Below are 14,433 nucleotides of genomic sequence, written 5' to 3' on the forward strand. Positions count from 1 at the left end.
CTTGAAGCGTGGATGAACAGTACTTCACCGATTCTGAACCTGCCTCAGCTGATGAGCTTCACCTGATTCGCGATCGAGTTCGCGGCTTCGATCTGGAGATGTGGGTGAGCGACAGAGTCTTTTCTGGTTCGCGTATTGATCTGGGGACCCGCCAGCTTCTTGCCGAGGCCCCCGCCCTCCCCGAGCGCGGCAACTTCCTTGATGTGGGCTGCGGCTGGGGTCCTTTGGCCGTCACTATGGGCTTGGAGTCCCCCGAGGCAAGCGTTTGGGCCGTCGACGTCAATTCGCGCGCGCTTGACCTGACCGCGCGCAATGCTTCCCTGAACGAGGCCGAGAACGTCCATACCCTGCATGCCGAAGAGGCCCCTGAGAAGCTTCGCTCTCAAGGAATCACCTTTGATGTGATCTGGTCTAATCCGCCTATCCGCATTGGAAAGAATGCTCTTCACGAGCTGCTGAAGACGTGGCTTTCCATGCTGAGTGCAAACGGTGTCGCCTACTTGGTTGTTCAGAAAAATCTTGGCGCCGACTCTTTAACGCAGTGGCTGTGCCAGCAAGGTTTTCCTGCAGAAAAGATCGCTTCCAAAAAGGGCTATCGGATTATTGAGGTCCGTGCGCATTCCTGAATCTGCATCCCAATAATTTCAGGATTGTTTTGACATGAATGAGTGGGTGGGAGGAAACCCTGTGTTTCCTCCCACCCACTCATTTTCAGATCAGCGTTCCGCTACTTCTTTTTCTTGTGGAAGCGCGGGCTTGTGCCCAGGTGGACTGGAGACGAAATATAGTCGCCACCCGGGGAAGCCGCGGAATCATCAAGGCCACGATAGACATAGTTGGGATCTTCGTGCTCCAGCTCTAATGGGAACTTGATTCCATCAGCGTAATCTGCAACCTCTTGAGGTAGTGGAATTGAGCCACCTTCTGAGGAGCCAAATCCCGAGGCAACAGAACCGTCAAGAAGGTGTGGCAGTTTCGCCTTATCTGCAAGAGGATTCTCGTCTGGAAATTGAGAGGGGTCAGTGCTGAGCATTTTCTCAAGATCCGTTGGACCGAATCCTGTTCGTTCGTTCCAGGAGTTCCCAGGATTCGTGCCAGATCGGATCAAAAGCTGAAGAAGCTGGTTTGAGGTTGCCTGCGGCCATTTCTCACGCGCCAAGGCAAGAAAACCCGCAGTGATTGCGGGAGCACAGCTCAGGCACTCCACCTTTTCGACATTTTTGTCTGGATATACCCGCGCATTGATGTTTGCACCAACAGAGGCGGTAACCGTGTGTTGACTCCACGAAGAACGCGCCGTGAGCTGCCCATCGGTCGAGATATTTGTAACCCCAACGACACCGGAGAATAATGAATATGAGGCTACCGACATATCAGCCGCCTCATCACCAACACTTGCAACGACTGGAACCCCTCGTGCCATCGCGTGTGCGAAGGCCCACTTGTAGTAGTCCTCTAGGTTCCCTAAAACAGGACCTCCGTCGAAGCCAAAATCAGCATAGGGAACCGAAAGGACAATAAGTTGTGCTCCATCGTCTACAGCCTGATGAATAAGATTCCGTATCTGGAACTTCGGTATTCCATGGTCGTCTACGCACTCACCTGAAACATCGTAATGAGAACCCGAAAGACTGTAAGTCATCAGCGTTGCTCCTGGGGCGACACCGTATGACTGCGATACCAAGACCGATGCCATGGCAGTTGGACGCGTCAATGTTTGAGTAATCGGATCAAACTTGCACGGGCTTTTATCAATAATTGACGCCCCGGCAAGTTCAGGAGCAGAGGTGTCAACTTGGCCTCCAATGAGAGCGATCTTGACTCCCTTACCGGTGATGCCTTTCGCTTTCACTTGATCCAAGCGATAGTAAGAAACATAATCTTGTCCGGTGATGGCATCATCTGCCGCTGCGTCACGAAGCGGGAGGAACGCGCCGGCGAGGGCCAAAGCACATGCACTTCCTGCACCGATAAGTGCCCGCACTACCTTGCGATGTGAAAAAAGCATCGATTTCATTTCGCTTCTCCCTTGACCTTTCACTTCGCAGCCTGGAAACGACGAACCAGGGGCTTTCCATCCACCTGTGTCGCATCGCTATCAATTGTCAGGGTCCAGACGTATTCTGCCCCGCCACGTCCTTTTTCAACCTCGACGGTCCACTCTGAGTAGTATTCACATCCCTGATCCACACAGAGTTCGTAGCCGTCTTCACCCAAGCGCCAATAGTCCGCGGCTGACATATACAGGTAGGCATAATCGTTCTTATCGGCTTCGACCGTACCGTCGGTTTTAAGCTCATAGGTCCGCTGATAGGCGATCGGCGGCTCCTTCATCAAGAGTTTAGTTCCGATCATCTTGTTTAAGGCCACTGCCTGTTGTCCGATTTCTGCACGCTCAGAGGCTGAAGATGCCGCTTCCATTCGGGAAATCAAGGTATTTTTCTGCCCTTCAGGAATATTCTTCATTGCGCGAATATCATCACTGCTCACATTCGATGTTCCCAATAAGGAACATCCGGCAAGGCTTGCCCCAAGAAAAAGGGCACACAGTGCCGCGACGATACGGCACCCCCTGTTCACAGACATCTCGACTCTCTTTCTTCTTGAACAGAAAACAGAATACGGGAGTCTAAGGGGCAATCTCAAATGTCTCTATGAAGTGCTGACAACACAAGCTGACGGGCAGTCTGTAACGCCGCCTCGGCACTGGTGGAGGTGCCCTCGATACTACGATCTATCCACACGATTCTGGGGTCGCGCCGCAGCCACTTGACCTGCCTGCGAGCCAACTGGCGCGTTGCCAAGGCAACAGAATCAATGGCCTCAGGGATGGTCATATCACCGTCAATAACAGCAAGAGCCTGCGCATAACCGGTTGCTTTAGCGGCAGTCTTTGTATCTCGAAGCCCCAATCGGTCTAGTTCCCGCGTTTCCTCAACGAGCCCCTGGTCAAACATCAAGCGAGTGCGCTGCGCAATACGTTGATCAAGCTCATCCATCGGCCAACGAAGCGCAAGCATAACGGTGGGGGCCGCATACACATACTGCGGCATCGACGAAGAATAGGGCTTGCCCGTCAGCTCAATGACTTCGAGCGCTCGAATAATTCTGCGCGTATTGTGCGCATCAATGCGCTGCGCAGACACCGGATCTAATTCCTCGAGCCGATGAAAAAGAGTGGCCACTCCCCCGGGGTGACAAGACTCTTCCTCAAGACGTTTCCGAAGCTGAGGATCTGTCCCAGGAAAGTCAATTTGATCCAAAAGTGCCCGCTGGTAAAGCCCCGAACCGCCAGCGACAACTGCAAGATTCGAGCGTGCATGAATCTGCGCGATATCGGCGCGCGCGTACTTCTGGTAGGAGGCGACAGAGGCCTCGTCGCTTATCTCCAAAACATCGATTTGATGGTGCGGAATCCCACGACGCTCCTCGAGGGGAGTTTTCGCTGTACCGATATCCATTCCGCGGTATAGCTGAAGCGCATCTGCTGAAACCAGCTCCCCTGCGCGTGCCCCCATATCCGCAGGCAGGCTCTGTGCAAGGTCTAAAGCAAGATCGCTTTTTCCCGAGGCCGTGGGCCCCACCACCGCAACGATCAGTTGCGATGCCTGAGCTAGAGGAGGCAACGCGGTATCAGGCATTACCATTCGGGGCCCCGATACGGATGCGAGGCATACCAAGGGAGATCTTCGAATCTTCTTCGTGCGCTTGACGCTTTTGCCAAGCATCTCCCGCACGGGTTCGACGAAGTTCAAAGAGACCGCCATCCTCCAATGCTGAATCAGCAATGAGGTGGTGAGGAGCTCCGTGCGTTACGCGGGCGCGAAGCATGTCACCGGGACGCGGACGATCTGCTTCGCTCATCCCCACAGGAAGGGCAACGTGAACCAGGCGGTTATCCCGCGCTCGTCCAGAAATACGGTGGGTTGCTCCGTCTTTACGACCTTCCCCTGCCGCGACAAGCACCTCAACTTCATTCCCGACAAGTGCTGCATTGTCCTCGGCACAAATGCGTTCCTGCAGAGCCAAGAGACGCTTGTAGCGTTCAAGAGCAACGTCTTGTGGTACCTGATCTTCTCGGTCAGCTGCCGGGGTACCGGGACGAGGAGAGTACAGGAAAGTGAAGGCAGAACTGAAGCGCGCTTCTTCAACAACTTCAAGAGTCTGTTGGAAGTCTTCTTCAGTCTCTCCGGGGAATCCGACGATGATGTCCGTGGTAATTGCTGCGTCGGGAATTGCAGCGCGTACTCGTGAAAGAATTCCCATGAAACGATCACGACGGTAGGAGCGGCGCATTTGACGCAGGACCGCGTCCGAACCCGACTGGAGCGGCATGTGCAAAGAGGGCATGACAGTTGGCGTCTCGGCCATCGCCTCAATAACGTCATCAGTAAAGGCCGCCGGGTGTGGGCTGGTGAAACGAACGCGTTCCAAACCGTCAATCTTGCCTACGGCTCGCAGGAGATCAGCGAAAGCACCGCGTTGACCGAAGCTCACGCCGTAAGAGTTAACGTTCTGTCCCAGAAGGGTAATTTCAATTGCGCCTTCATCAACGACAGCTTGCACTTCTTCAAGAATTTCACCGGGACGGCGATCGCGTTCTTTTCCGCGAAGGTGAGGAACAATGCAGAAGGTGCAGGTGTTATTACAACCAACTGAGATTGAGACCCACGCTGCGTACGCGCTTTCACGGTGAGTAGGAAGTGTTGAAGGAAAAACCTTCAGGGATTCTTCGATTTCAACAGCTGCTTCACGATTGTGCTCTGCACGGCGAAGAAGAGCGGGAAGGACATCGATATTGTGAGTACCGAAAACTGCATCAACCCAGGGAGCTTTTTCGATGATCCCGTCACGCATCTGTTGGGCAAGACAACCGCCCACTGCAATCTGCATTCCCGGGCGTTCACGCTTCACTGCCGCGAGCTGCCCGAGGTTTCCAAATAGACGCGTCGCAGCATTCTCACGAACGGAGCAGGTGTTGATAACAATGACGTCTGCACCCATGTCTCCGGCGTCAGTTGCGCGCGCTGCTGCGGCAGGAACGCGATCGACGGGGACTAAGCCCGCCTTCTCTAAGAGGCCCGAAATACGTTCGGAATCGTGCTCATTCATCTGGCACCCGAGGGTGCGCACCGCGTAGGTTCGCGGGAAATCCATCATTTCAACACTCATCGTCGTTGAATTCTAGCGCGTATGGATATTTGGTGTCGCTTTCAGCACTTCCCTGAATAGTTCAAGTGCGGCGATCACTGCGCCCTGTCGGACCTGGTCGCGGTCTCCACTCAGATCAAGTCGCTGTACCCGCGAGCCACTTTCCCACGCGCAACCCACATAGACCGTTCCAGCAGGATGTCCATCAGCAGGGCCCGGACCCGCAACGCCAGTCGTTGACAAACCAAAATCCGCACCCATAAGTGTGCGAACTCCCTGTGCCATTTGTCGAGCAACTTCATCATCAACGGGACCCGTCTGCGCAAGGCGTTGATCGCTCACCTTCAAAACCGAATGCTTCGTATCTGTCGCATAGGTACAGACTCCCCCACGCACAGCGTTTGAGGCACCCGGTACGTGAACGAAGGCCGCGCACAAAAGACCACCGGTTAAGGACTCTGCAACAGCAACAGTGAGGCCTGCATTGCTTAAATCAGTAATCAGTTCCTGACAGATAGCATCTTCAGTACTCATCATCCCTGCCTTCGACGATTGCATCAAGCACACGTATACAAACCTGTGGAGAGTATCCCTTGCGTCCAAGCATCGAGAAAATACGTCGACGCGCAACTTGAGCATCACAATTTGGCATCGATCGCATCTTCTTCTGAGCAAGGTTTAAAGCTCGCTCAAACTGTTCATCGACTCCGATTTCTGAGAGCACGGTATCGATGATCTCCGAGGAGATCCCTTTCCGATGAAGATCGACGCGAAGTGCAGATCCTGTTTTTCCACCTGCTTCAAAACGTCCCCGCGAAAAGGCACGCGCAAAGGCAAGGTCATCTACCAACCCCAATTGAGTGAGGCGTTCGATAACAGAGGCAGCCACTTCAGAGGAAAAGCCGCGGCTGGTTATTGCGGTTTCTAATTCGCTTCGTGAACGGGCACGAACATCGAGCTGACGAAGGGCTACTTCACGCGCAGCCTCGAATGCAGCTTGACCTTCTAGAGCAGCATTGCGCTGGCGCATAAGAGCCTGGCGTTCCGCCGGGCTCTTAGTGCGCGTGCGCGGACGAACATCCTCTTCTGATGTGGTCTCTGGGTCGTAATAACGGACCATTAACTAGAAGCCAGCATCCTCGAGTGAATCATCGATATCTGACGTAGTTGGCTCTGTCACTTCGCCATCTTGCACGCCGATTCCCAAAGAGACCAAGATCTTCTGTTCAATTTCATTAGCCAATTCGGGATTATCCGAGAGGAACTGGCGAACATTTTCCTTGCCTTGCCCAAGCTGATCATCACCATAGGTAAACCATGAGCCAGACTTACGGATGATGCCCGTTTCCACACCCATGTCGATAATCGAGCCTTCGCGGGAGATGCCCTTACCGTAGACGATATCGAACTCAGCCTGCTTGAAAGGCGGAGCCATCTTGTTCTTGACGATCTTTGCGCGGGTACGGTTGCCGACGGGAGCTCCAGCTTCCTTCAGGGTTTCAATTCGGCGAACGTCAATACGGACGGAGGCGTAGAACTTTAGAGCCTTACCGCCGGTTGTGGTTTCGGGATTACCGAAGAAGACACCGATCTTTTCACGAAGCTGGTTAATGAAGATTGCGGTTGTTCCGGTCGCCGACAGAGCGCCGGTAATTTTACGCAGGGCCTGACTCATCAGTCGGGCCTGCAGGCCGACATGAGAGTCGCCCATTTCGCCTTCGATTTCAGCCTTGGGAACAAGTGCCGCGACGGAGTCGATGACAATGATGTCAATGCCGCCCGAACGAATCAGCATGTCGGCAATTTCCAGCGCCTGCTCACCGGTATCAGGTTGGGAGACCAAGAGGTTATCCGTGTCGACGCCGAGGGCGCGTGCATAGACGGGATCAAGTGCGTGTTCAGCGTCGATAAATGCGGCGTTTCCACCTGCTTTTTGCGCGCTGGCAACTGCATGAAGCGCAACGGTCGTCTTACCGGAGGATTCAGGGCCGTAGATTTCAATGACGCGCCCCCGAGGCAGACCGCCAATTCCAAGAGCGACATCAAGAGCCAGCGAACCAGTAGGGATCACCTGCACCGGGGGACGAGAATCATCTCCCAGTCGCATGACAGAACCCTTACCAAACTGCTTATCGATCTGAGAGAGCGCGAGCTCTAAAGCCTTATTTCGGTCCCCGTTCACTGATGAAGAGGAACCCTTTCGAGCTACTGCCATGGTGATACCTTTCGTCGAAGCCTCTCCGGCCACTGTTCATCTGGTCTATGCAGCAGATCCCCTCTCCGGGGACTACTCAGTGAAGATATGCTCGACCACAGGCATTTGCGACCACTTTTCCGTATCTGTGGAAAAACTGATCACACTTCACTTCTTCCACAGAATAAATGGAACAAATGTTCGACGCATGTCGACACGCCATTAAGAACGCTTCGAACGACGAATCTTCTCACGCTCTTTCGCATCAAGACGATGAACCCAGCGCACAGCCTCGTCTGCATCGCTTTCACGAAGTAACTCAGACCAGACCATATCTGGCGAAGCTCCCCTATCAAGGGCCTCCACACAGGTTCCACGCAGCGAAGGTAAATATAGGTCAGCCGTCAATGAGCGTCCAAGGGTGGCCCCATAGACGTCATCGACGGCATCCCAAAATTCAGAGAGAGTCACGAGATCAAGGTCACCGGGACCAGATTCTCAGGAACCGTATCTGGAACAACAGTCCCGTCCAGAACAGCCATACGCTCAGAAACCTCACGCAGGATGTACCACAACGGCACCCCTAAGGCCTCGCTAATCGCGTCAAGAAGTTCAGACGATGCTTCCTTCTGTCCACGCTCAACCTCAGAAAGATAACCCAAGGAGACCTGAGCCTCGGAAGAAACTTCCCGCAAAGTGCGCCCTTGCTTACGGCGAATCTCGCGCAAAACATCGCCAATTTCAGTGCGTAGCAACGGAGCGGCTGCACGATCATGGGCCGGGCGATTCATAGCTTGACGATAACCTGCCGCCAGCGCCTTCTGCATGGCCAGCTCATTCAGTGGACGCACAGAACTGCGGATATTGTTCTTCTGCTTCTTCATCATGTTCTTCCTAACGTCTGAACGACCCTGCCTATTCCCACCATACACGAGGGATTTAAAACTTGCGTCCAAGTCACTCAACTTTGCGCTCAAGGCGCAAGCGTAATTACGCCTCGTTTTGAGGCTCAGAATCACGAACCTCACGGGCAAGAATGAGGCCCTCACGCACATACGCAATGCCCGACCAGAGAGTCGCAGCAAGCGCAGTACCCGCAACGCACAACGCTGACATTAAGGCAACTGACGCCCACCCGCGATTGGCTGCATTGAGGAAGTAGAAATAATCCCACGGGATCAAGAGAAGGAAAATAGCCAAGACCTGAAGGACAGTCTTTATTTTTCCGGACTGCGAGGCCGAAACCACAATCCCCCGCCGCAGGAAGAATGCGCGCATAACAGTGATTCCCAATTCGCGGATGGCCACAAGGATTGTGAACCACCACGGGAGAACGCCCTGAATGCTCAGAATAATGAACGCGCTGAGTGTGAGAGCCTTATCTGCAATAGGATCGACGACACGACCGAAATCGGTGACCAAACCGTAGGCGCGCGCAATTTTTCCATCGAGCTGATCGGTTGCAGCAGCAACACAAAACACCAGCAAAGCCCACCACTGCGCGCTCCAAGTGTCCACAAACTTCAAGTAGATGAATACGGGGACTAGCAGCAGGCGAAAAACCGTCAGCGCATTGGGCACATTGATCGTAGAGACCTTCGTATAGCGTTCAACACGCGACACGTGAGTAGCCACGACTTGCCCCTTTGCTTCTTAGCGCCCGGTCAACTGCCAGGCGTCTTCGTTCTCTTCAGGCTCTTCATCGACCCAGTCGGTCCGACCACCAAAATCATGTCCGGAGTAAGGATCCGAGGAAGCTGCATCTCCATCGTACCCGTTTGAAGGAGTCTTAGAGGACTGGTCAGCAAAATTCGACGAAGAAACTTCCTGTTGCTGAGTAGGTGCAGCTGTGGGTTCAGGCGCACTCTCTCCCCTAAGCATGGCCAAAATTTCGGGGAGCTGTTCGGGAGTCACCAATACCTGGCGCGCCTTCGACCCCTCAGAAGGACCAACAATCTCACGCGATTCCAGAAGGTCCATCAGACGACCTGCTCGCGCAAAACCAACGCGAAGCTTTCGCTGCAGCATCGAGGTCGAACCCAACTGGGTTGAAATAACCAGCTCAGCTGCTGCCAAGAGATCATCAAGATCATCACCAATGTCCTCAGCAACCTTCGCTGTCTTAGCGGGGGCAAGAACATCCGGACGGTACTGTGCCTGCATCTGTTCTTTGACGTGAGAAACGATCGAATGAATTTCGGATTCCGTAACCCATGCGCCTTGGACACGCATCGGCTTACTTGCGCCAGAAGGAAGGTACAAGGCGTCACCTTGGCCAATGAGCTTCTCAGCACCGGGCTGATCCAAGATCACTCGAGAGTCAGCTAAAGATGAGGTCGCAAATGCCAAACGCGAAGGAATATTCGCCTTGATCAAGCCCGTGACAACGTCAACGGAAGGACGCTGGGTTGCAAGAACCAGGTGAATACCGGCTGCGCGCGCAAGCTGGGTAATACGCTGAACCGAAGCTTCAACATCGCGCGGGGCAACCATCATCAGGTCCGCGAGCTCATCGACAACGACCAACAAGTAGGGATAGGGTCGCAATTCACGATTAAGACCAGGAAGAGCCTTCACTTGGCCTGCAGACACAGCCTTGTTGAAATCATCAACATGCTTAAATCCATATGTCGCAAGATCGTCGTAACGCGCATCCATTTCCTTAACGACCCACTCAAGTGCTTCAGCGGCCTTCTTTGGATCGGTAATGATCGGGGAAATCAGGTGCGGGATACCTTCGTAGATCGTTAATTCGACTCGCTTGGGATCGACCAGGATCATGCGAACCTGAGAGGGTGTCGCGCGCATCATGATCGAGGTAATCATCGAATTCACGAATGACGATTTACCGGAACCAGTCTGGCCGGCAACCAGAAGGTGCGGAGTCTTCGCCAGGTTGGTAACGACGTAGCCACCTTCAACATCCTTACCAACACCGACAACCAATGGATGCTGGTTACGCTGAGCTGCGCCAGAGCGAAGAACATCTCCCAGCGCGACAGTTTCTCGGTCAGAGTTTGGAATCTCAATACCGATTGCCGATTTTCCGGGAATCGGCGCAAGAATTCGCACGTCTGCCGAGGCCACAGCGTAGGCGATGTTCTTCGAAAGGTTTGTCAGGCGGTCAACCTTCACACCTGGTCCCAAGGTGACTTCGTAACGCGTCACTGTTGGGCCGCGGGAGAATCCGGTCACTTGGGCATCGACATTGAATTCTGCAAACACCTGACGCAGTGCCTGCACGACTTGATCATTAACTGCCGAGCGAGTCTTATGGGGCGCACCGCGCACAAGAAGTTCGCTTGAAGGAAGCGTGTAGGACAGGTTCTCATCCAGTTCCGCTTGGAATCCGCCTGCAGGCTCTTCAGTATGCGCAGGAGGTTCGGGGTCGACCTGATCCTCGATATTTTCGGTGACCGAAAGAGCAGGGACCTGCATTGCCTCCGTTGGCGCATCCATCGCCGAGGAAGCGGGCTGCTCCTCGGGGACGTGCGGTGCCGAGGCCGGCATCACCCGGGTACGCTGCGTATCCACTTGGGAAGGAACGTCTTCTTGGGGCTCAGATTCCACTGCGCGGCGGAAGTGTTCATCGCCGTCATAGGAATCCAAGAAAGGATCATCGCCAGCAGCAAGGGAGCGACGCGCCTCTTCACGCGCTCGCGTTGCCGGATCGCTTTCCTCTGGCCTCGTCCGCTTGGCAAGACGGTCAACACATTCACGGATCAAGGTCGGGACTTGCGCAACCTGCGTACGCGTCCCCAACAGGATCGAGTAGAGGAAAAGAAGAATCAAGAGTGCCGCCGCGCCCCACGAGGACAGCATGAGAACCAGAGGTCGAGCAATAAACCAACCGAGGATTCCACCCGCATTCTCGATCGAGGCAGCAGAGTCAAAAGCGGGGTTGCCTTTGCTGACATGAACAAGACCGGTCAAAGAAAGGACAACACCAAGGCTACCTGCGACGCGGTGAGGCAAAGCTGAATTTCCTGAGCGGACGCGAACTAACTCAACAGAGAAGGCGACCAGAATAATGGGCAAAACGACGGAAAAAATCCCAACGAAGCCCGCTGCGCACAGGTGAATGAAATCCCCCGCTTGTCCCGAAATACCAAACCACTCACGCAGGGCAACCAGAACGGCAATCGCCATAACAATGAAAGCCAGCGCATCGCGCTTCACCTGAGCATCGGTTGCGCGCCATGCTCGAATCATCGCAAGAATGCCGCGTCCGATCCCGGAAAATACGCGCGCGAGAAGCCCCGGGGTCGCAGTGGACTTCCCGGCTCGTGAAGAAGATTTCGAAGATGCTGAAGATGGGGATTTTCGTGCCATGGTAGGAAAAACGCTACCGCTGCATGTCCGCGAAAAGGCTTAGGCACGCCGCGAAAGTCCCTTCCGACTGCGTCACACACGCCCGTTCTTTATAACTTCTCGGATTTGCTCCCAACTTGGAACGGGAAGAGCCGATTCGTGAGAAATCGTGATCGCAGCAGCTGCATTCGCCATTCGCGCTGCTTCAACAAAGTCGTGTCCCAGAAGAAGCGCCGCACACATAGTGGCGATGTGGGTATCCCCCACCCCGGCGGTATCAACCGTCGTGGATTCGTACGCGGGGATCGAAATTCTGGGTTCGTCGGCATGAAGCTGCAGTTCACAGCCCATGACTCCCAGGCGGCGAACGAAGACCGCGTCAGGACGCATGACTCCGCGAACTCCAGTTCCGTGCTCATAGGAAGCAAGAATGTCAGACAGGGTCGCGGCCTCGCGAATATTCATTGAGACAACGTCCGCACGCCCCAGCAAACGTGGCCACACGGACACCGGGACCTGAGCAACGGCAGGAGAAACGGAAACAACTAGGGTGACGCCCTCGGGAAGATTCTCGGCCCATCCAGTGAGGATTTCCGCACTTGCTGGATTCGCAAGATCCGAGCCTGATACATGGACCAGATCCCCTTCGCGGATCTCCAAGGCATCCAAAGCTTCACGTGAAGGTTCCGATTCCACCCCCGTCGTCACGATCGAGGTCATCGAACCATTGGCTTCGACCAGCTGAATCGCAACGCCAATGTCACCAACAAGTTCGGGAAGAAGAACCTTCACTCCTGCTTCGTGGAGGAGTTGCCGAACCATATATGAATTGGGACCAGTTCCCAGAGGCGAAGCGGTCGCGGTGTAGACACCGAGCTTTGACACAGCAGACAAAGCCGTGAAACCACCCGCTGGAAGCGAGGTTGCTGCAGCTGCGTGAACGGAGCCTCCCCGTTCTGGTAGCTGATAAATACGCATGGGAAGAGAGAGCACGATCGAATAGGTCGAGATAAAACGCCCGGTCATGCTTATACCGTACCTTACGCTCGTGCCTCTATCGGCATACTCAAGTCCCGCCCGCTACTGCAGGACGACAACCGGAACAATCATGGGGCGACGACGCAAATGACGTCCAACCCAGCGGCCAATAACGCGACGCATCGCCTGCTGAAGGATGTGCGCATCCACATTTCCACCAGAGGCGGCCTCTTCTAGTGCTGCGGAGACGTCGGGAAGAATCTCGTCAAAAACTGAGGAGTCTTCGGCCATCCCAATTGCGCGAATCGTCGGTGGTGCAAGAACCATCCCCGACTCGCCCTCAACAACCGCGTAAACGCTGACAAAGCCTTCAGACCCGAGCGTCCGTCGAGTGGCCAGTTCATCTTCGGAGATCTCTCCGATAGAGGAACCGTCAACATAGATGTACTCACAGGGAACTGCACCGACAACTCTGGCATGTCCGTCTTCGAGATCAACGACAACGCCATCTTCGGCAAGAACGACGTCTTCGGGTTTTACGCCGGTGAGTACTGCCAATTGACCATTGGCAACCAAGTGGCGAATCTCCCCGTGGATCGGCATCACGTTCTTCGGCTGAACAATGTTGTAGCAGTAGATCAGTTCCCCCGAGGCCGCGTGGCCGGAAACGTGAACCTTAGCATTCGCTTGGTGAACAACCTTTGCACCCAAACGCGTGAGGTCGTTAATCACGCGGTACACCGAGTTCTCATTACCCGGAATCAAGGAAGACGCGAAAATCACCGTATCGCCGGGTTCAATACTGACAAAGCGATGCGATCCTTGCGAAATTCGGGAAAGGGCGGCCATTGGCTCTCCCTGAGACCCAGTTGCCATGTATACCCTCTGATTGGGAGGAAGCAAGGAGATCTCATTGGAATCGACAATGAGCCCCTCAGGAATTGTGAGGTAACCCTTCTCCTGAGCGATACGCATATTCCGTTCCATAGAACGGCCAACCAAGGCAACACTGCGGCCATGATGTGCAGCTGCGTTGATGACCTGCTGGACACGGTGAACATGCGAAGCAAAAGAAGCGACAATGATCTGTCCTGTAGCCTCGGCAAAAACTTGATCCAAGACCGGGCCGATCTCGCGTTCTGGGGTAACGAACCCGGGCACTTCGGCATTCGTTGAGTCCACCATGAACAAGTCCACGCCTTCTTCACCAAAACGCGCGAAGGAGCGAAGGTCTGTCAGGCGGTGGTCAAGAGGCAGCTGGTCCATCTTGAAGTCGCCAGTGATCAGAACTTTACCTGCGGGGGTACGAACGAAAACAGCAAGTGCGTCTGGAATCGAGTGGGTAACCGCAACGAACTCGCAATCGAAGGGACCAATCGCTTGGCGGTCTCCTTCTTCGACAACATGAAGGTTTTCGGCAGAAAGTCGATGCTCACGGAGCTTGGGCTCAACGAAAGCTAAAGTCAGGTCGGAACCATAAATCGGAATATCTTCGCGAAGTTTGAGCAGATATGGAACCGCCCCGATGTGGTCTTCATGCCCATGAGTCAAAACCATGCCGACGATGTCGTCAAGACGGTCTTCAATCCACGAAAAATCAGGCAGAATCAGGTCGACGCCGGGCTGAGACTCTTCGGGGAAAAGAACGCCGCAGTCGACAACCAGGAGTTTGCCGCCAAACTCCAAAACATTCATATTGCGGCCAACCTCGCCCAGGCCACCCAGCGGGACAATCCTGAGATTCCCCTTCTTCAGAGGCGCAGGTTCAGGCAGGTTGTCGTAAAGAGGCATCATGCAAT

The 14,433-nt window shown here is 54.4% G+C and carries 14 protein-coding genes; 1 reads left to right on the top strand and 13 read right to left on the bottom strand.

The window, feature by feature from the left end; all coding sequences use genetic code 11:
* Positions 1 to 8 precede the first annotated feature (8 nt).
* Positions 9 to 626 carry a class I SAM-dependent methyltransferase gene (locus tag ADG72_RS03275; RefSeq protein WP_019127169.1) on the top strand — a complete coding sequence of 206 codons (618 nt, stop codon included), beginning with the start codon at positions 9 to 11 and terminating at the stop codon, positions 624 to 626.
* 101 nt (positions 627 to 727) lie between these two features.
* On the opposite strand, the gene ADG72_RS03280 is transcribed toward ADG72_RS03275, so the two are convergent.
* From ADG72_RS03280 to ADG72_RS03340, 13 genes are all read right to left on the bottom strand, one after another.
* Positions 728 to 2,017 (bottom strand): S8/S53 family peptidase, encoded by a 1,290-nt coding sequence (locus ADG72_RS03280; RefSeq protein WP_048712204.1) that lies wholly within the window; start codon positions 2,015 to 2,017, stop codon positions 728 to 730.
* 20 nt (positions 2,018 to 2,037) lie between these two features.
* Positions 2,038 to 2,586 (bottom strand): hypothetical protein, encoded by a 549-nt coding sequence (locus tag ADG72_RS03285; RefSeq protein WP_048712206.1) that lies wholly within the window; start codon positions 2,584 to 2,586, stop codon positions 2,038 to 2,040.
* Positions 2,587 to 2,642: 56 nt separating this feature from the next.
* Positions 2,643 to 3,647, bottom strand: coding sequence for a tRNA (adenosine(37)-N6)-dimethylallyltransferase MiaA (miaA, locus tag ADG72_RS03290; RefSeq protein ID WP_048712208.1), 1,005 nt, complete (start codon positions 3,645 to 3,647; stop codon positions 2,643 to 2,645).
* Positions 3,634 to 5,172, bottom strand: coding sequence for a tRNA (N6-isopentenyl adenosine(37)-C2)-methylthiotransferase MiaB (gene miaB, locus ADG72_RS03295; RefSeq protein WP_048712210.1), 1,539 nt, complete (start codon positions 5,170 to 5,172; stop codon positions 3,634 to 3,636). The genes miaA and miaB overlap by 14 nt, the downstream gene beginning before the upstream one ends.
* A gap of 12 nt (positions 5,173 to 5,184) precedes the next feature.
* The gene (locus ADG72_RS03300) at positions 5,185 to 5,685 is read right to left on the bottom strand and encodes a CinA family protein (RefSeq protein WP_048712212.1); all 501 of its coding nucleotides are present in this window, start codon (positions 5,683 to 5,685) and stop codon (positions 5,185 to 5,187) included.
* Positions 5,675 to 6,271 carry a regulatory protein RecX gene (locus ADG72_RS03305; RefSeq protein ID WP_048712214.1) on the bottom strand — a complete coding sequence of 199 codons (597 nt, stop codon included), beginning with the start codon at positions 6,269 to 6,271 and terminating at the stop codon, positions 5,675 to 5,677. The genes ADG72_RS03300 and ADG72_RS03305 overlap by 11 nt, the downstream gene beginning before the upstream one ends.
* A 3-nt stretch (positions 6,272 to 6,274) precedes the next feature.
* Entirely contained in the window at positions 6,275 to 7,366 is a 1,092-nt protein-coding gene (gene recA / locus ADG72_RS03310; RefSeq protein ID WP_048712272.1) for a recombinase RecA, read from the bottom strand.
* A 201-nt stretch (positions 7,367 to 7,567) separates the two neighbouring features.
* On the bottom strand, positions 7,568 to 7,816 hold the full coding sequence (locus ADG72_RS03315) for a DUF3046 domain-containing protein (protein ID WP_048712216.1): 249 nt from the start codon (positions 7,814 to 7,816) through the stop codon (positions 7,568 to 7,570).
* Entirely contained in the window at positions 7,813 to 8,136 is a 324-nt protein-coding gene (locus ADG72_RS03320) for a helix-turn-helix domain-containing protein (RefSeq protein ID WP_026066718.1), read from the bottom strand. Before ADG72_RS03320 ends, ADG72_RS03315 begins: the two co-directional genes overlap by 4 nt.
* Positions 8,137 to 8,335: 199 nt before the next feature.
* Entirely contained in the window at positions 8,336 to 8,980 is a 645-nt protein-coding gene (gene pgsA / locus ADG72_RS03325) for a CDP-diacylglycerol--glycerol-3-phosphate 3-phosphatidyltransferase (protein ID WP_239667639.1), read from the bottom strand.
* 18 nt (positions 8,981 to 8,998) lie between these two features.
* Positions 8,999 to 11,677, bottom strand: a complete 2,679-nt coding sequence (locus ADG72_RS03330; protein WP_048712218.1) for a DNA translocase FtsK — start codon at positions 11,675 to 11,677, stop codon at positions 8,999 to 9,001.
* 72 nt (positions 11,678 to 11,749) lie between these two features.
* A complete protein-coding gene (locus tag ADG72_RS03335; protein ID WP_048712220.1) occupies positions 11,750 to 12,682 on the bottom strand; it encodes a PfkB family carbohydrate kinase in 933 nt (310 codons plus the stop codon).
* Between the two features lie 54 nt (positions 12,683 to 12,736).
* Positions 12,737 to 14,428, bottom strand: coding sequence for a ribonuclease J (locus ADG72_RS03340; protein WP_048712222.1), 1,692 nt, complete (start codon positions 14,426 to 14,428; stop codon positions 12,737 to 12,739).
* Positions 14,429 to 14,433 lie beyond the last annotated feature (5 nt).

The sequence above is a fragment of the Trueperella pyogenes genome (assembly GCF_001070855.1).
Lineage (GTDB): Bacteria > Actinomycetota > Actinomycetes > Actinomycetales > Actinomycetaceae > Pauljensenia > Pauljensenia pyogenes_A.

Bases quoted from the DNA above. Each gene is read 5' to 3' on its own strand.
- ADG72_RS03305 (WP_048712214.1), bottom strand. From the start codon at position 6,271: ATGGTCCGTTATTACGACCCAGAGACCACATCAGAAGAGGATGTTCGT.
- recA (WP_048712272.1), bottom strand. From the start codon at position 7,366: ATGGCAGTAGCTCGAAAGGGTTCCTCTTCATCAGTGAACGGGGACCGA.
- ADG72_RS03335 (WP_048712220.1), bottom strand. From the start codon at position 12,682: ATGACCGGGCGTTTTATCTCGACCTATTCGATCGTGCTCTCTCTTCCC.
- miaA (WP_048712208.1), bottom strand. From the start codon at position 3,647: ATGGTAATGCCTGATACCGCGTTGCCTCCTCTAGCTCAGGCATCGCAA.
- ADG72_RS03285 (WP_048712206.1), bottom strand. From the start codon at position 2,586: ATGTCTGTGAACAGGGGGTGCCGTATCGTCGCGGCACTGTGTGCCCTT.
- ADG72_RS03330 (WP_048712218.1), bottom strand. From the start codon at position 11,677: ATGGCACGAAAATCCCCATCTTCAGCATCTTCGAAATCTTCTTCACGA.
- ADG72_RS03320 (WP_026066718.1), bottom strand. From the start codon at position 8,136: ATGAATCGCCCGGCCCATGATCGTGCAGCCGCTCCGTTGCTACGCACT.
- ADG72_RS03340 (WP_048712222.1), bottom strand. From the start codon at position 14,428: ATGATGCCTCTTTACGACAACCTGCCTGAACCTGCGCCTCTGAAGAAG.
- ADG72_RS03280 (WP_048712204.1), bottom strand. From the start codon at position 2,017: ATGAAATCGATGCTTTTTTCACATCGCAAGGTAGTGCGGGCACTTATC.
- ADG72_RS03300 (WP_048712212.1), bottom strand. From the start codon at position 5,685: ATGAGTACTGAAGATGCTATCTGTCAGGAACTGATTACTGATTTAAGC.
- miaB (WP_048712210.1), bottom strand. From the start codon at position 5,172: ATGAGTGTTGAAATGATGGATTTCCCGCGAACCTACGCGGTGCGCACC.